Genomic DNA, 17,107 nt, shown 5'->3' with positions numbered 1-17,107 from the left:
GGAAGCTGGTCATGGCGGGAATTCTTGAGGACATAAGGGTAATATCTTTCGTTGGTCCGGCAGGGACGGGGAAAAGTCTCAGAGCACAGTTCGTCGCGAGGGATAAGGAGATCGACTTCATCATCGACGACGGACTGGTCATTTATCGTGGACGGATAGTGGCTGGCAAGAGCGCCAAGACGGAAAAGAATATGGTTCGTGCGATTCGTAGAGCGATGTTTTTGTTCCCCGACCATAGGGCCGAGGTGGTCAATTTCCTCAAGCTACATTCCCCCTGTTCCTTGATGGTTATAGCGACATCTAAGGGCATGGCGGAGAAGATATGTTGTTCCTTGGGGATTAAGCCTCCGGAGCTTTTCATAGATATAGCCGATATCGCCTCGCCGGAGGATATAGCTAGGGCCCAGTACGAGCGTAAACATAAAAAACAACACGTTATTCCGGTGTCGCAAGCCCAGATAAGGAAGAACTACACTGGCAAGTTGGTGGGAAGGCTGAAGAATCTGCTGAGGCTGAAAGATAACTACGAAAAGACTATAGTTAGGCCTCCCTTCAGTTTTTACGGAGATATAAAAATAGAGAGCGATGCGGTCGTTCAGATAACCCGTCACGTTCTATCCTCCTACAGCAAAGTCCACAGTGTCGATGACGTTCAGGTAAGGGATCTGGATGGATCGTCGGTCGATATAGTGATGAATCTTTCGGTCATATTGGGTTCCCAGCAACTCCTTTCTATCGCCGGATTTCTCTCGAAAAGAGTGAAACTGACCGTCGAATTTCTATGCGGTCTTGAGGTCCGGAGGGTTGACGTTAATATCGACAAGGTGGTGTCGAAAGATGTCTGATTTACGGAAGCTCCTCTCTTTGCAGAAACGGCTTTTGGCTCGGCTAAGTCACGAGGTTTCCTCCTGTCGAAGGTGTGATCTATGCAAGGAGAGAACTCAGCCAGTTCTGGGAGAAGGGCCGCCGGATGCGGCCCTGATGTTTGTAGGGGAAGGTCCCGGAGAGGACGAGGACCGTTCTGGGATTCCCTTCGTCGGCAGGGCCGGTAGGCTCCTGGATAAAATACTGGAAGCGGCGAAAATAGATAGAAAAGGGGTCTATATAACCAACGTGGTTAAGTGTAGACCTCCTAAGAACAGGACTCCTATGGTGGAGGAGACCATGGTCTGCCAAAGATTCCTGGAGGCTCAGATAGCTGTGATAAATCCTCGAATAATAGTATGTCTTGGGAACACCCCCATGAAATGGTTCTTGGGAACCTCCGAGGGGATAACCAAGTTGAGGGGGCAGTGGTTTTCATGGAAGGGCATAGATGTAATGCCTATGTTCCATCCTAGCTATCTTTTGAGGAATGAATCTCGGAAGAAAAATAGTCCCAAGGCCCTGACGTGGAGAGATATCCTTGAAGTTCGTCGTCGATTGGACGAACTGAAGGCTGGAGGTCGCCATGAATGAAATCGACAACAAGGTTGCTCATCTAGCGATCATAATGGATGGAAACGGACGGTGGGCGAAGAAAAGGGGACTTCCCCGTCTTTTAGGTCATAGGGCGGGAGTGAATACCCTCGAGAGAATTGTCTATGCCGCTAAAGACAGGGGTATCCGGTATCTGTCGGTTTATGCTTTCTCCAACGAGAACTGGAACCGTCCTTCCGTCGAGATAAAGGGATTGATGAAGCTCTTCAGCTATTACGCCCGTAAAAAACTCCGAGATCTGGTCAAAGCGGATATAAGGGTCAGGTTCGCCGGTAGAAAGGAAGGTCTGCCTGAATCGGTCGTCCAGGCTATGGACGTGGCCGAGACCGAGACTTTCGATTGTGAAAAGATGACCCTCATAGCCTGTTTCAACTATGGAGGAAGACAGGAGATCGTCGATAGCGTAAACCGTTTCGTGAAGGAACATCCAGGTGAGCCGATATCGGAGAATGCTATATGTTCCAACCTTTATCTGCCGGAGGTCCCCGATCCGGACCTTATCGTTCGTACCAGTGGAGAGCTACGGTTGAGCAATTTCTGGCTGTGGCAGAGCAGTTATAGCGAGTTTTTTTTCACATCCTCTCTCTGGCCGGATTTTACCCCCGAGGCTTTGGACGAAGCTTTGAAAACTTTCAATAAGAGGGAAAGACGTTATGGCGGGCTTAAATAAGAAGAGCAAAGAGCTTCTGACTCGAAGCCTATCCGGCGCTCTGATCGTTATAGCCATATTGGGCGGCATCTCTTATGGCGGATGGCTGTGGGGAGTCATGGTAACTCTAGTGGGGATTATATCCTTGGATGAGTTTTACCAGTTGGCTGCCAAGAGGTTGAAGATATCCAAGGGGATCGGACTGATCTTCGGCGCTGTCATCCTTATGGCGGTAGGACTGGGACACGCGGAATCCCACGTGATCTTGGTCTCTCTGGCCTTGGCTTTTATCGCCGTACTGTCCATAGAGATGCTGAGACGTCAGTATTCAAGGGTAAGTACCGCCATAGAAAACGGGGCCGGGACTTTGGCAGGGTTGGTTTTCGTGGTCCTGCCCTGGAGTTTTTCCGTGATACTTAGAGAAGGTCCTTACGGTAAGATCCTCCTGCTCTCTGTTTTCCTATGCACCTGGGCTTGCGACGTATCCGCCTATATCGTGGGAACCCTCTGGGGAAGACATAAGCTCTGTGACAACATAAGTCCCAACAAAACCTGGGAGGGCTTTTGCAGTGGCGTCGCCGGCAGTTTCCTGATGGCATCCGCCATCGCCTATGTCAGAAGCTTTCCTCCGCTCCCTCTCCTGATCGTGGGATTGATATGCGGGATAGCTGGCCAAATGGGCGATCTTTGCGAATCCATACTGAAGCGAGAGGCCGCCGTCAAGGACACCGGGAAGATACTTCCCGGACACGGAGGAATGTTGGATAGATTCGACAGCGTTCTCATCAGCTTGACCCTGGTCTACTTTGTCTTTGAGGTGGCTTGGAGATGACCGATATGACTCCGTTGAACCTGGCGATAATAGGATCTACCGGAAGCGTTGGATCTTCCGTGATGAACGTCTGTAGGAGTTACCCCGATAAGTTCAACGTCGTAGGACTTGCCGCAGGGGAAAGTATCTCCAAACTAGAGGCATTGGCAGGAGAGTTCCGCCCCGAAATGGCGGTTCTGTCGAAAATCCCGAGAGACCGACTTCCCAGCTCATCCACCGATACGAAGTTTTTCGGAGGACCGGAAGCCCTCATAGAGATGGTCCGTTCCGGTACGGTCGATCACGTGGTGGTAGCGTCTTCAGGAACGGACGGTATCCCCGCGCTTCAAGAAGCCCTCAAGGAGGGCAAAACGATCTCTCTAGCCAATAAAGAGAGCATCCTGGTGGCGGGGAAGTGGGTTATGGCGTCTGCCTCTCAAGACCAGATAAGGCCACTCGACAGCGAACATAACGCCGTTTGGCAATGTCTGGCGGGGGAGGAGCCCTCTTCAGTATTGGAGGTATCCTTGACGGCCTCGGGAGGTCCCTTCCTCAAGACGCCTCTGAAAGAGATGGAGTTTATAACTCCCGCCGATGCCGTAGCCCATCCCGTTTGGAACATGGGAAGGAAGATAAGTGTCGACAGCGCTACCATGATAAACAAAGGAATAGAGATCATAGAGGCCATGAGACTTTTCTCGCTACCACACGACAAGGTAAGGGGATATATTCATCCTGGATCGTCGGTGCATGGGGCCGTCAGGTTTGTCGATGGGGCAGTGAAGATGGTGATGGCCCCACCCGACATGAGGTTGGCGGCGTTGAACACCTTGGGGTACCCAAAGAGGCTTCCTCTGGGGCCGCTCGGTATCGAGCCTTTGACCATGGACGGAAGGGATTTGGTTTTCTTCTCTCCCGATAGAGATAGATACCCCGGATACCATCTGTGTCTGGATATAGCTCGTATGGGAGGAAGCTATCCCACGGTGCTTGTAGGAGCCGACGAGGTGGCTGTCGATGCCTTCCTTCAGGAGGCCATACCCTTTACCCACATCTGGCAGGTAATAGCCAGGGTCATAGACCTCTACGACGGAGGGGAAGGTTCCGACCTCAAGGACGAGCTACAAATACTTGACTGGGCCAGAGATAAGGCCCGTTCGATCTGTTTCGGGAGGTGAAACGATGATCGTAGATATTCTGGCTTTTGTATTCATAATAGCCGTATGCGTCGTTATACACGAATACGGCCATTATAGGACCGCTGTAGCCTGCGGCGTACAGGTCCACGAATTTTCCTTCGGAATGGGGCCGGCGATATACAGCTTCAAAGGGAAGAGGAACCTTTGGTCCGTAAGGGCCTTTCCTATAGGAGGGTTCGTCCGTCTTGCCGGTATGGAGGAGGACAATGAAGACGAGATAGTAACCCCTGGAATGGGATTCAACGAAAAGTCTCCGTTCTCTCGCCTTGCTATATTGTTCGCAGGGCCTCTTTCAAACGTGTTGTTGGCGTTTTTTCTGACGGCCCTGTTGTTGTGGGGACACGGAATCCTCGATATGGAACGGGCTAAAATCGGAACCATTATGGATGGATATCCGGCGCAGTCGGCAGGACTGATGCCCGGTGACCTGGTGCTATCCGTCGGAGGTGAAGCTGTAGAGGACTGGCCGTCCATGGCGGAGAGTATAAGAACCCACGATGTGGAAAAACCTCTGGTCCTGAGGATAGAGAGAGGGGATGAGATCTTCTCTCTTTCGCTGTACGTCCCTAAAGATCCCGCGACCGGTTACCCCCTGCTGGGTATACAGCCTGGGAGGGTCAGGTTTTCTTCTCTGGAGAGCGTGAGGAGATCTATTTCCTACACTTTCGCAATGACTTTGGCCATGGTAAGAGGACTATTTTCCTGGATAGTCGGTCAGAACCAGGTTGACGTATCCGGCCCCGTAGGCATAGCGTCCATGGCGGGACAGGCCGCGAAACAAGGTGGCTGGGCTCTGCTCTCCTTTTTGGCCATAATCAGTTTGAACCTCGGGATCGTAAACCTGTTTCCCTTTCCTGCCTTGGATGGAGGCCGGATAGTGTTTATCTTGGGGGAAATCCTGACCGGGAAGAAATTACCCGAAAAGGTGGAGGGGTACGTTCATTTTACGGGGTTCGTGATATTGATAGGGTTGATCGCCTTTATAACGTGGCAGGATATCCTCAGGTTGCTTGCCAGGTAGGAAGGTGGTTTTTTATGTCGCGATCTGTATCGGTAGGTTCTCTCGGAATCGGTGGAGACAACCCGGTAAGGGTGGAGAGCATGTTGAAGACCCCCCTCTGCGACAGGGAGGCATGTCTCGATATGCTTCGGAGGCTTTCCGAGGTCGGATGCGAGATGGCCAGGGTCGCTTTCCCGTCTATGGATCAGGAGGACGATCTCAAAAAATTGGTGGAGATCAGTCCCATCCCATTGATGGCCGATATACACTTCGACCCTGCTCTGGCGGAGAAAGCTCTCGCACAAGGCTGTCCTGCGATCAGGATCAATCCGGGAAACATGGGACATCCGAGAAAACTCGAGAGAATCGTGGAAATGGCGAGGGAAAGAAAGGTCCCGATCCGGATAGGAGCCAACAGCGGTTCTGTCAGCCCTAGACAGGTAAAAGATGCCGGAGGGAACAGGGGGCTAGCTCTCGCTCTTGCCGTGGAAGAACAACTTCTCATGTTGTTGCGCCACGATTTTCACGATGTAATCCTTTCGGCTAAGTCGACCGATGTCGGAGAAACCCTGGAGGCAAACGGAGTCCTCTATGAACGGTATGGAGAATACCCCTTTCACGTCGGTATGACCGAATCGGGGTCCGGTATCCCGGGAATAACGAAAAGCTCCGTCGGACTTGGGCTTCTGTTATCCAAGGGAATAGGCGATACCATCAGGGTGAGCCTCAGCGACTCTCCCGTTCTGGAGATCGAGACCGGCTACGAGATACTGCGGTCTCTGGATTTGAGGCACAGAGGGGTGGAGATAATATCCTGCCCCACATGCGGAAGGAAGAAACTCGACGTGGTGGCGGTGTTGTCCAAGATAAGACCCCTACTTGTCGACCTTCCCGACGGTTTCAAGGTGGCGGTGATGGGGTGCGAGGTTAACGGACCTCAGGAAGCCCGCCACGCCGATATAGGGGTGGCGGGATCTCCTACGGGGATAGTCTTTTTTCGAAAAGGGGAGATCGTAGGAAGGTGTCCTCTACATAAACTTGAAAAAGAGATAAGTTTACTTATTGAGCCATATCGTCTAAAATCCTAGATGGGTCTTCGAGAATATCGTTGCCCATAAAATCGAAAGGAGTGCTTTGCAATGGCGATCAACCTCAGAGGACGTAGTTTCTTGACCCTTAAGGATTTCACCTCCCGTGAAATCGCATATCTTCTCGATCTTTCGATGGATCTCAAGAGGAAAAAGAGAGCGGGCATAAAGGGTAACCTTTTGGAGAATAAGAACGTTGCACTTATATTCGAAAAATCGTCCACCAGGACCAGATGTGCCTTTACCGTCGCCTGTATCGACGAGGGAGCACATCCCGAGTTCTTGGGAAAGAACGATATCCATCTCGGCAAAAAAGAGGACGTTCAGGACACGGCAAGGGTTCTCGGTCGCATGTTCGACGGGATTCAGTTCCGCGGTTTCAGCCAGGACCTCGTAGAGGCTCTCGCCAAGCATAGCGGTGTTCCCGTCTGGAACGGTCTTACCGACGCCTATCATCCTACCCAGATACTGGCCGACTTCTTGACCATCCAGGAGGCTTTCGGAAAGCTTAAAGGTCTGAAGCTGGTCTATATCGGAGACGGAAGAAACAATATGGCCAACTCCCTCATGATCGGTGCTGCCAAGGTTGGAATGCACTGCACCATCGCCGCTCCCAAGAGCCTTTTTCCTGAGGCTTCCCTGGTAGAGGAGGTAAGAGCCATCGCTGCCGAGACAGGAGCTAATATAGTCTTGGAGAGCGATCCCAAGAAGGCCGTAAAGGACGCCGACGCCATCTATACTGACGTCTGGGCCTCCATGGGAGAGGAGGACAAGGTGGCGGATAGGATAGCCCTTCTGACCCCTTATCAGGTCAACTCGGAGCTTATGTCAGCTACCGGAAACTCCGAGACCATCTTCCTCCACTGTCTTCCCGCCAACAAGGGGCAGGAGGTTACGGAGGAAGTGTTCGAGTCTTCCCGTTCTCTGGTGTTCGACGAGGCGGAGAACAGGCTTCACACCATAAAGGCGGTTATGGTCGCTACCCTAGGAAAATAGACATAGAGACTACGGCATTGAACTACGAAGGCGCGGAGTGAATTTCACTCTGCGCCTTCGTAGTTTGGAAGGGCCATTTTTTCCTACCTAGTGGTGACAATGATAGAGGCCCCGTATCGGATCGTTCACTCCCATCTTGGGCCATGTGATACAATAACGGGGCCATATAATAAGGAGGAGACACCATGGCGGAAACGAGAAAAAAGGCAGAAGAGATGGTACTGATCATAGAGAACTGGCTTAGGTCGAAGATGGACGATGCCGGATGCGCTGGAGGAATCGTCGGGCTGAGTGGAGGAATAGACTCGGCTGTCGTGGCCGCTCTTCTCAAAAGGGTCTTTGGGGAGAACATGCTGGCGGTCAAGATGCCCTGTCACAGTCTGTCCGAGGACGGAGACCATGCCGATCTGATGATCGATTCCTTCGACCTGCCCTGGACCTCGGTGGATCTATCGGATGTATACGATCGTTTTACCGAAATATTGAGCTTGGACAAAAATAGCCTTGCCGCCGCCAACATAAAGCCGAGGCTGAGGATGACCGTTCTTTACGCTTTGGCCCAGGACAGCAACTTCTTGGTCTGTGGTACGGGCAACAAGGCGGAGCTTACGGTAGGCTACTTCACCAAACACGGTGATTCAGGGGCAGATCTGCTCCCCTTGGCCGATCTCACCAAAGGAGAGGTCCGGGAGGTAGCTCGTTTTCTGGGTGTGCCTGCGGTTATCGTGGAGAAAGCGCCCTCTGCCGGGCTATGGGAAGGCCAGACGGACGAAAAAGAGATGGGACTCTCCTACGATCAGATAGACGAGTATATAGTCAGAGGCGGTAAATGCGAGGCCTCCGACGAGATCGACAGACGATTTAAGTTGACGGAGCACAAGAGGAAGCTCCCCGAAGCTTGTATAGTTTTCGAGGATCGTATATAGAGGAACGGAAATTCAAAGCACGAGGTGATTTATCGTATGTCAGGACACTCGAAATGGGCAAATATCAAACACAGAAAGGCCGCGCAGGACGCCAAGAGGGGAAACCTGTTTCAGAAATTGATCAAGGCCATCATAATAGCGGCTAAAGAGGGAGGAGGCGATCCGGCGACCAACATTCGTCTGAAAGCCGCTCTCGACAGGGCTAAGGCCGCAAGCGTTCCCTCTAACAACATAGAGAGAGCCATAAAAAGAGGCACAGGAGAGATAGAGGGAGCTACCTACGAAGAGCTGGCTTACGAGGGATACGGTCCCGAAGGAGTAGCCGTAATAGTGGAGTGTCTGACCGATAACAAAAACCGGACGACTCCTGAGATAAGGATGATTTTCGATCGAAACGGCGGATCTCTCGGAGCCACCGGCTGTGTGGCCTGGATGTTCGAACGCAGAGGGGTCATAAACATCGGGGGGGACGACCTGAACGAGGAGGAGCTGATGGAGGCCGCCCTAGAGGCCGGAGCCGAAGACGTGGAAAACGATGGAGGTTTCGTAGTCTATACGGATCCTTCCGTCGTGGACGAAGTCAAAGAAGGTCTGGAGTCCAAGGGATTCGCCATAGATGAGGCGGAAAGCCAGCTCGTTCCGAAAACCACGGTGAAGATAGCCAATCCCGACAAAGCCAGAAAGATCCTTAAGCTTATGGATCTTCTGGAAGGACACGACGACGTACAGAACGTCTCCTCGAATTTTGACATCCCTGAAGAAATCATGGACCAGGTCGAGTGATCCGATTCGCTGTCTGGGGATAGACCCTGGAATAGGTCGGATGGGCTTTGGGGTAGTTGAGAAAATCGGGAGTAAATACAGGGCTTGTTCCTTCGGGTGTCTGGAAACCCCTTCCGATATGTCGGTTCCTCAAAGGCTCGACGAGCTTTACAGAGGGTTGAGGGAGCAGATAAACGGCTGCTCCCCTCATTTTATGGCTGTGGAAAAACTATATTTCGGGAGAAACACGACTACGGCTGAAAACGTATGGCAGGCCAGAGGGGTCGCTCTGCTTGTGGGAGCTCAAAACGATCTTTTCGTTCTGGAACCGAAACCTTCGGAAGCGAAAATAACTGTCTGCGGCGACGGCAGGGCTGAAAAGTCTCAGATCCAGAGGATGGTCCAGGTCATATTGAGCCTTAAGGAGATTCCCCGACCGGACGATGCCGCAGACGCCTTGGCCATCGCCTTGGCGGGACTGGCCCTTTTGCCTACTTCCACTATAGGGAGGAGATGACTCCATGTTGGCGATGGTTACCGGAACAGTGTTGGATGTTACCACCCAAATGGCCGTCGTCGACGTCAGCGGCCTCGGTTTCGAGATGCAGCTCACCAGAAAAGCCTCTTCCCTGTGCAGCGTGGGTAAAGAGGTATCCCTTCATTGTCATGTACAGTTCTCAGATGCCGGTCCTACCCTGTTTGGCTTTGCGGATGGACTGGAAAAGGCCGTTTTTCTGAGGTTGCTCTCTGTGAGGGGGATAGGAGGCAAGCTGGCTCTTCAGGTACTGCAAGGGATGACGGCTGAGGCGGTCGTGCAGGCGGTCTCTTTCGGCGATCCCTCCGGTTTGACCGGAGTTCCCGGCATAGGCAAGAAAACGGCGGAGAGGATCTGCTTCGAGCTTCAGGAAAAAATGTCAGAAGGCCTTCCGAAAGGATCTACCGATAACCTGCGGGAGATGGTCGTTCCCGACTCGGAAACCGTTATGGAGGCCCTTGAATCCCTGGGATTCCAGAGACAATCCTCTTCGGAAGCCCTGGCTGCCATAGCTAAAAAGAGGGGCTCCGTCGATGGGTTAGGTGTAGAGGACCTCATCATGCTAGCGTTGAGGGAGCTGAACTCCGGAGCTTAGGAGGTGCGTTGATTGGAACGGATGGAAGACAGAATAGTGGATGTCTCCGAAAAAGACGACGATCTATCGCTGCGTCCTCTGTCGCTCGAGGATTTTACAGGCCAGGAATCCATAAAAAACAAGCTCGGTATTTACGTCAAGGCCGCCAGGCAGAGAGGGGAGCCGTTGGATCATTCTCTGTTCTACGGTCCTCCCGGTCTTGGGAAGACCACCCTGGCTGGCATCATCGCCAGGGAGATGGGGGGAGATCTCAGGATAACCACAGGCCCTGCCCTGGAGAAAACCGGGGATCTCGCAGCCATACTCTCCAACCTTCAGGACAACGACGTCCTCTTCATCGACGAAATTCACAGGATGAACAGCAGTATTGAGGAGGTCCTCTATTCGGCTATGGAGGACTTCTCTTTGCATATCATAGTGGGAAAGGGCCCTCTGGCTAGGAATATCTGCCTTTCTCTCCCAAAGTTCACCCTCGTGGGAGCTACCACCAGACTGGGATTGTTGACATCTCCGCTCCGGGCACGCTTTGGGATAGTGGAGCAATTGAGCCTCTACTCCACGGAAGAGCTTGCGTCGATAATATCCAGAGGAGCCGGGGTTCTCAATGTCTCCATCGAGGGGGAGGCTGCCTTGCTTATCGCCGGTCGATCCAGAGGGACCCCCAGGATAGCTCTGAGAATCCTCAGGAGGGTCAGAGACGTTGCGGAGGTAGCGGGAGACGGAGTCATAACTCCTGCCATTGCTGAACGAGCCATGTCCATGTTGGGTCTGGACGGCTTCGGTCTTGACGACGGAGATCGAAGGATACTGGAGGCATTGGTCGATCTTTTCTCCGGCGGTCCAGTCGGATTGTCTACCGTTGCTGCGTCGTTAAACGAGGAATCTCAAACTGTGGAGGACATATACGAACCCTATCTGCTCCAGCTGGGACTTCTGGAGAGAACTCCCAGAGGAAGAAAGGCGACCGCGAGAACCTATGAATATCTCGGACGGCGACCTCCTCGTTCTTCTCAGTTGACCATACCTACAGAGGAGGATACAGAATGAAGCAGAATAGATGTAGACTAACCGTCTTGTTTTTGACGGTTATTTCCTTCGTGTCCCTTTATTATGTCTCTCCCGTACTTGCCGGCAGAGACATAAAGGTGGGGTTGGGCGAGGGGAAATCCACCGTATCGCTCTATTCCTCCGCTTCGCTAAAGGCGTCGGATAAAAGCGGAACGGTCCTGTCCGGCAAAAAAGCGCTCTCTTTTTCCGTTTCAGGGCATCGCCTGATGTGCCAGGGGCGTTCCATGGCCTCTCCCGTAACGATCGTATCCTCGTCCCCCATAATATACGAAAAAAGACCTTATCTAGGGTCTTTTTCTCTGATATCGATAGGTGGCGGACTATCGGTGGTGAACGTCCTCGATATAGAGAGTTACCTGAGAGGCGTGTTGAAGATGGAGGCCAATCCCAAATGGCCTATGGAGGCTCTGAAGGTTCAAGCCATCATCTCCAGAACCTATGCTTTGAGATCCATAGGCCGTCACGGAGCCAAGGGGTACGATGTATGTGCCACCCCTCATTGTCAGGCCTACAGGGGGATAAACGCCCATGATCCCGTGACGGACCGAGCCGTAAGAGAGACGAAGAGTATGGTGGTGAAATACGGAGGGACTCTGGCCAAAACCTTTTTTCACTCCGATAGCGGAGGTATGACCGCAGCATCGGAGAACGTCTGGGGAGGCTCCATTCCCTACCTTCGATCCGTGAAGGATCCTGTACCCTCCAACTCCCCTCATTCCAGATGGTCGATCAGCCTTAGCGGATCTCAGTTGGGCAAGGCACTCGCCAGGGGTGGCTATTCCATCGGGAACATCACAGATATTAAGATAAACTCGCTGGACGGTTCGGGCAGAGTGCTCTCAATGACTCTGAGGGGAACGAAGGGCAGCAAGACAATGTCCGGTCATCGCTTCCGTATGGCCGTAGGAAGCAAGGTCGTAAAGAGTACGGCGTTTAAGGTGATGTCCGGGGTGCAAAAACAGCCTTTCGATCCTATCGAATCGGAAAAACACTCGGCAAGGTCGAATGAGGGGCTGACCTTAGAGGAAGAGTCCTTGATAATGACTCTGACCAAACAGGGAGCTTTTTCCTCGGAAGAATTGATAGCCATGTTGGTCGATCCGGCTAAAAAAAGGGAACTTCTGGATAAGAGGCGGGGAACCGTGACTCGTAAGGCCCCGAATCCGTCTTCTTTTCCCAATAGCGGTTATTCCTGGTCCAACGGGACCTTCCTTTTGGAGGGGACGGGCTGGGGGCATGGAGTAGGTTTATCTCAGTGGGGGGCTAGAGCCTTGGCGTTGGCCGGATGGGACGCCAAAAGGATAGTGGAGTACTATTATCCCGGCACGGTAGTCACGTCGTACGGTCTCCGGTAGAGACCTATCCCATACAGGGATGCAACGTAAAAAATTGGAGGTTTGTTCTTTTTCATGGAAGAAAACATATTCAAGGTATCCTCTTACGATTACCGACTGCCGAAAGAACTCATAGCTCAAAACCCTGCGGATCCCAGGGATAGCTCTCGGTTGATGGTTCTCTCCAGGGAGGACGGAAGCCTGGAACACAGGGTCTTTTCCGATCTCGTAGACTATCTAAGATCTGACGACGTTCTGATTAGGAACGATACCAGGGTTATGGCGGCTCGACTGAAGGGCAAAAAGGTCGAGGGAGAGGCAGAGGTCGAGATTCTGGTGCTTTCCAGATTATCCGGTCAGACCTGGGAGGCCATGGTTCGTCCAGGTAGGAGACTTAAACCAGGCATCTCGGTCCTTCTCTCCGATGGAACTACGGTCAAGGTGGACGGTATCAGGCCGGAGGGACTGAGATCGGTGACTTTTCCCGAAGGCGTGGATGTCCTATCTCTTTTAGATAAAGTGGGAACCGTGCCGCTTCCTCCCTACATAACCGATTCGAATGCCTCCCCCGAAGCCTATCAGACAGTCTTCGCCAACAAAGTAGGCTCTGCTGCGGCCCCTACCGCCGGTTTACACTTTACCCCTGAGCTTATAGAGCGGATAGAAAAAAAGGGCGTCGAGATACTGGATGTAACCCTCCAGGTGGGACTGGGAACCTTTAGACCAGTGAAAGAAGAGGACCTGAGGCATCATCCGATGCATCGAGAGAGGTGTCAGATCTCTTCCTATACAGCCGATCGTATAAACAAGGCGAAGGCTCAAGGGCGACGAATAGTGGCCGTAGGGACCACATCGGTCAGGACCTTGGAGTCCATGGGGGATTCGGGAGTCCTGCTTTCCGGGGAGAGGGATACGTCTTTGTTTATATATCCGGGGTTCGAGTTTAAGATAGTGGACGCTATGATCACCAATTTTCACCTGCCTCAGAGCACCCTGTTGATGTTGGTCTCAGCTTTCGCAGGACGAGAGAGAACATTGAACGCCTATAAAGAGGCGGTATCTATGGAGTACCGCTTTTTCTCCTTTGGCGATGCGATGTTTATATACTGAGGGCTCCGATGAAGGTAAAAAAGAACTTGGCCTTTAGGTGTTTTTTTATGATTTCCTTGATCGTATCCATATCGGCGGCGACATTGTGGCTTATGTTTCCCGATTGGTGGTACGATGTATGTGTTATGCCCTTTCGTTCGTCTCCTGCGGTCGATTTTAGGATTTCTCCGGGAATAAGGGCATCTCGAATAGCGGAGGATCTCGTCGCCGAAGGAATCTCTGTCAGCAGGGGAAACCTGATCCGTTTTATGGTCCGATCCGGACTGGACAGAAAACTAAGGCCGGGACTTTACAGCCTGATCCCAGGGCCCAGCTGGAGGGTCGTGGAGCAGCTGTTAAACCAGGAGCCGTTGCAGTTCAAGATAACCTTGATTCCCGGAACTCCACTGGGCGACTATTTTCCGTTCGAGGAAAATTCCGTATCTAGAGATGACGAGATGCAGCTTTCCAAGAAGTTTTTCCCCGAAGATATGGTGGACCTCCTGCCGTCCGTGCCTGCTTACAGAGCGGCCTATCTTCTCCCAGAGACATACCATTTGCCGGAACTGAATCCGGAGTCTCTTGTCTCTCAGGCCTCGAGACTATGGTGGAATCTGCTGGGGAAACGCATGCCGAAAGCGTCGAAAGACGCCTTCGATCTGGCCATAAAGGCTTCTCTGGTGGAGAGGGAATCCCTTAAAGACGAGGAGCGTCCCGTAATTGCCGGGGTCATAGAAAACAGATTGAAAAGGGGAATGCCCTTACAGATAGACGCCACCGTCGTCTATGCCTTGAAGCTTAAGGGACGAGATGTCAATAGGGTGTCCTACGAAGACCTGAAGGTCGATTCCCCTTACAATACATACAGGATACCGGGCTTGCCGCCTTCTCCGATATGCATACCCTCGGCTGCATCGTGGAAAGCCGTGTTATCGCCGGATAAACACGGTTATCTCTACTATGTGGCGGACGGTACGGGAGGTCATGTCTTCTCCCGTACCTATGAACAGCATAGAAGGGCTATAAGGAAGGTCCGTAATTGACGATCCGAGAGATCGAGAGGAGGGGAACCTCATGGAAGACTTAAAGGATAAGAGATGTCCCGGGTGTGGTGCCCGTTTTCAGAGAAACGATCCTGATGGGGCAGGCTATCTCCCGGAGGGTAAAGACCCCGATGGTAACGTAATATGCAAAAGATGCTTTCAGATGAAACACTACGGGGTTTTCAAAAAAGCCTCCATAAAGGACAGCTCGATTAAAAAAGATATCTCCAGAGAAGTCTCTGGGTGTTCCGCGATCTTTCTCGTAGTGGACATATGCCAGTTCGAGATATCCTCCAGTGCCTTGGATTGGGTGGCCGACCTCAACAAACCGGTTTTCGTCGTTATAAATAAATGTGACGTATTATCCAAGTGGATCACTCCAGGGGAAATAGCCTCCTGGGCTTCCGAAAGACTACCGGTGCCGCTCCATAGAGTGTACCCTCTGTCCGCCTTGAACCGGAAATCAGTCAGAGATCTTAGAAATAGGATAGAGGATGCCTTCCCTCCGGGAAGTAAAATATTGCTTCTCGGAACCACTAATGTAGGGAAAAGTACCCTTCTGAGCGGACTGACGGGGGACGATACTCCCACTATCTCCCGGCTCCCTGGAACGACTTTAGGGATAACCCAGGTAAAGAGTCGCCATAGCGCTATCACCTACGTAGACGTGCCGGGACTAAAGGAGGTCAACCCATGGCTAGGGAAGCTGTGTGCTGACTGCCTGACCGGACTGATACCACAGAAAAAACTTCAGAGTTATTCCACCGTGCTCAAACCGGGACAAAGTCTGTCTTTAGGGGCTATAGGCTGGTTTGTCGTAGACGATGCGGGAGAACGAGGATGGATAAAGGTGGAGGCCTTTGCCGCCGACGAGATGATCTTCCATCGGACCACCGAAGATCGATTGCATGAACTTCTGGCTCCCTACAGGGAGGATCTTTTCTCTCTTCCCTGTTCGAGCTGTTGGGCTTCTCTAGAGGGCCCCGACTACGTCGAATACAGGGAGGATTTTCACGTAGGGCTCGACATAGTATTGCCTGGATGTGGCTGGTTTTCCGTCCGGAGCGGTTACGGAAACGGTCGATTTTACCTCCCGAAGGGGATCTCTCCTATATTGAGGCCCGCTCTCGTCCCGAGTCAAAAGGACAGAAAAGGCCAATCTCGATGACGGTTTTTATGGATTCCTTGAGGGATTATTGGTCCTCCCTGTGCTCCCGATCTGAAATAGTTCTCGGGGATCTTTACCTACAAAGCTCTTCGGGGCATCATATGACTTTGGACGATGGACGGTTGGAGGACATAGGCTCCTCAAGTTCCTCCGGCGTAGGGGTGAGGCTTCTAAGAGGAGAGGAGACGATTTACGCCAGCAGGAACGGCACCGATGGAAACGCTCTAAGGGCGGCCCTGGAAGAGATATCCATCCTGAGAGGTTGCAAAGCTGGTAGGAGCCCGGAAGGTGGCAGCCTACTGGCAACCCCCGTGTTGCCCTCTGTGGCGATGGGGGATGAACTGATCAGGCTCGACAAGAAAATTCGATCTCTGTCGTCCAAGGTAGCACAGGTGAGTCTGGCTTTTTCGTCTTCGGAGAAAAACGTTCTCATAATTCGAGAGGACGGTTCCGTCTGTAGAGATAAAAGACGTTATTCTATGTATAGCGTCAGCGTAGTGGCCGAGAAAAACGGAGATCTTCAGACCGGATCGAGGGTAGTAGCCCAGATGACCGATATCGATGGCCTTTTGAGGAAACATGATCTGGACGAGATCGCCTCGGAGGCTTTGCGGACAGCCGAAACCATGTTGGAGGCCACACTGTGCCCTGCCGGGGCCATGGATGTCGTCTTCGCCGGGGAGGCCGGGGGTACCATAATCCACGAAGCCTGCGGACACGGTATGGAAGCCGATATAGTCGAGAAAGATTTTTCCGTTTACAGAGACAGAATCGGAGAGGTTATAGCGTCTCCTTCCGTTACTATCGTCGACGATGGATCTATCCCCGGTCTATACGGAAGTTTCGAGGTCGACGATGAGGGAACCCCTTCGAGGAGAAACGTCCTGGTCGATAAAGGGGTGCTCAGGGCCTATATGACCGATAGGGAGACCTCAGAGAGAACCGGTTTCCCCTTGACGGGAAACGGCAGGAGATCGTCCTACAGAGTGCCCCCTCAGACCAGGATGAGCAATACCTTCGTCGAACCTGGAGAGATCGCAATGGACGAGCTACTGGGATCGGTCGACAACGGCCTGCTGGTCAGACAGATGGGCGGAGGAGAGGTAAACCCTACTTCCGGTGATTTCGTCTTCCACGTCACCGAGGGGTATTTGATCAAAGGCGGCAAGGTGACCATTCCGGTAAGAGGTGCCATATTGACCGGCAACGGTCCGGATGTCCTTCGACGCGTTGTCGGAGTCGGAACGGATCTTCGATTCCTTCCCGGTATGTGTGGGAAGGGAGGTCAGAGTGTTCCCGTAACGGATGGACAGCCGGCCCTTTTAGTTGAAAATATAACCGTGGGAGGGAGTTCGACAGATTAAT

18 protein-coding genes are annotated in these 17,107 nt (G+C 52.3%); all 18 read left to right on the top strand.

Features of this window, described 5'->3' with window-relative positions:
- The first annotated feature begins 11 nt into the window (after positions 1 to 11).
- The 18 genes from DPEP_RS10950 (at position 12) to DPEP_RS10865 (ending at position 17,106) form a co-directional block, all read left to right on the top strand.
- Positions 12 to 845, top strand: a complete 834-nt coding sequence (locus DPEP_RS10950; RefSeq protein ID WP_005662082.1) for a hypothetical protein — start codon at positions 12 to 14, stop codon at positions 843 to 845.
- Complete coding sequence (locus DPEP_RS10945) at positions 838 to 1,458, top strand: uracil-DNA glycosylase (protein WP_005662081.1); 621 nt, start codon at positions 838 to 840, stop codon at positions 1,456 to 1,458. Before DPEP_RS10950 ends, DPEP_RS10945 begins: the two co-directional genes overlap by 8 nt.
- Positions 1,451 to 2,149: a polyprenyl diphosphate synthase gene (gene uppS, locus DPEP_RS10940; protein ID WP_005662080.1), complete on the top strand. Its 699-nt coding sequence runs from the start codon at positions 1,451 to 1,453 to the stop codon at positions 2,147 to 2,149. The genes DPEP_RS10945 and uppS overlap by 8 nt, the downstream gene beginning before the upstream one ends.
- Positions 2,133 to 2,960, top strand: a complete 828-nt coding sequence (locus DPEP_RS10935) for a phosphatidate cytidylyltransferase (protein ID WP_005662079.1) — start codon at positions 2,133 to 2,135, stop codon at positions 2,958 to 2,960. Before uppS ends, DPEP_RS10935 begins: the two co-directional genes overlap by 17 nt.
- Positions 2,957 to 4,117 (top strand): 1-deoxy-D-xylulose-5-phosphate reductoisomerase, encoded by a 1,161-nt coding sequence (dxr, locus tag DPEP_RS10930; RefSeq protein WP_005662078.1) that lies wholly within the window; start codon positions 2,957 to 2,959, stop codon positions 4,115 to 4,117. Before DPEP_RS10935 ends, dxr begins: the two co-directional genes overlap by 4 nt.
- 4 nt (positions 4,118 to 4,121) lie before the next feature.
- The gene (gene rseP, locus DPEP_RS10925) at positions 4,122 to 5,159 is read left to right on the top strand and encodes an RIP metalloprotease RseP (protein ID WP_005662077.1); all 1,038 of its coding nucleotides are present in this window, start codon (positions 4,122 to 4,124) and stop codon (positions 5,157 to 5,159) included.
- Between the two features lie 14 nt (positions 5,160 to 5,173).
- Positions 5,174 to 6,226, top strand: a complete 1,053-nt coding sequence (gene ispG, locus DPEP_RS10920; RefSeq protein ID WP_005662076.1) for a flavodoxin-dependent (E)-4-hydroxy-3-methylbut-2-enyl-diphosphate synthase — start codon at positions 5,174 to 5,176, stop codon at positions 6,224 to 6,226.
- Positions 6,227 to 6,277: 51 nt separating this feature from the next.
- The gene (gene argF / locus DPEP_RS10915; protein ID WP_005662075.1) at positions 6,278 to 7,222 is read left to right on the top strand and encodes an ornithine carbamoyltransferase; all 945 of its coding nucleotides are present in this window, start codon (positions 6,278 to 6,280) and stop codon (positions 7,220 to 7,222) included.
- Between the two features lie 185 nt (positions 7,223 to 7,407).
- On the top strand, positions 7,408 to 8,148 hold the full coding sequence (gene nadE / locus DPEP_RS10910) for an NAD(+) synthase (RefSeq protein WP_005662074.1): 741 nt from the start codon (positions 7,408 to 7,410) through the stop codon (positions 8,146 to 8,148).
- A 36-nt stretch (positions 8,149 to 8,184) separates the two neighbouring features.
- Positions 8,185 to 8,931: a YebC/PmpR family DNA-binding transcriptional regulator gene (locus tag DPEP_RS10905; RefSeq protein WP_005662073.1), complete on the top strand. Its 747-nt coding sequence runs from the start codon at positions 8,185 to 8,187 to the stop codon at positions 8,929 to 8,931.
- 4 nt (positions 8,932 to 8,935) lie between these two features.
- Positions 8,936 to 9,427 carry a crossover junction endodeoxyribonuclease RuvC gene (ruvC, locus tag DPEP_RS10900; protein WP_040383437.1) on the top strand — a complete coding sequence of 164 codons (492 nt, stop codon included), beginning with the start codon at positions 8,936 to 8,938 and terminating at the stop codon, positions 9,425 to 9,427.
- 4 nt (positions 9,428 to 9,431) lie between these two features.
- Positions 9,432 to 10,040: a Holliday junction branch migration protein RuvA gene (gene ruvA, locus DPEP_RS10895; RefSeq protein WP_005662071.1), complete on the top strand. Its 609-nt coding sequence runs from the start codon at positions 9,432 to 9,434 to the stop codon at positions 10,038 to 10,040.
- Positions 10,041 to 10,061: 21 nt separating this feature from the next.
- Positions 10,062 to 11,087 carry a Holliday junction branch migration DNA helicase RuvB gene (gene ruvB / locus DPEP_RS10890; protein WP_040383435.1) on the top strand — a complete coding sequence of 342 codons (1,026 nt, stop codon included), beginning with the start codon at positions 10,062 to 10,064 and terminating at the stop codon, positions 11,085 to 11,087.
- Positions 11,084 to 12,463, top strand: a complete 1,380-nt coding sequence (locus DPEP_RS10885) for a SpoIID/LytB domain-containing protein (protein WP_005662065.1) — start codon at positions 11,084 to 11,086, stop codon at positions 12,461 to 12,463. The genes ruvB and DPEP_RS10885 overlap by 4 nt, the downstream gene beginning before the upstream one ends.
- Positions 12,464 to 12,517: 54 nt before the next feature.
- Entirely contained in the window at positions 12,518 to 13,552 is a 1,035-nt protein-coding gene (gene queA / locus DPEP_RS10880) for a tRNA preQ1(34) S-adenosylmethionine ribosyltransferase-isomerase QueA (RefSeq protein ID WP_005662063.1), read from the top strand.
- Between the two features lie 47 nt (positions 13,553 to 13,599).
- Positions 13,600 to 14,574: an endolytic transglycosylase MltG gene (mltG, locus tag DPEP_RS10875; protein ID WP_198003076.1), complete on the top strand. Its 975-nt coding sequence runs from the start codon at positions 13,600 to 13,602 to the stop codon at positions 14,572 to 14,574.
- A 31-nt stretch (positions 14,575 to 14,605) separates the two neighbouring features.
- Entirely contained in the window at positions 14,606 to 15,742 is a 1,137-nt protein-coding gene (locus DPEP_RS10870; protein ID WP_005662059.1) for a GTPase, read from the top strand.
- Positions 15,739 to 17,106 carry a TldD/PmbA family protein gene (locus DPEP_RS10865; protein WP_005662058.1) on the top strand — a complete coding sequence of 456 codons (1,368 nt, stop codon included), beginning with the start codon at positions 15,739 to 15,741 and terminating at the stop codon, positions 17,104 to 17,106. Before DPEP_RS10870 ends, DPEP_RS10865 begins: the two co-directional genes overlap by 4 nt.
- Position 17,107: the final 1 nt, after the last annotated feature.

The sequence above is a fragment of the Dethiosulfovibrio peptidovorans DSM 11002 genome, assembly GCF_000172975.1.
Lineage (GTDB): Bacteria > Synergistota > Synergistia > Synergistales > Dethiosulfovibrionaceae > Dethiosulfovibrio > Dethiosulfovibrio peptidovorans.
Note: the sequence above shows the minus strand (reverse complement) of the source record. Positions and strands in the feature narration are given on the sequence as shown.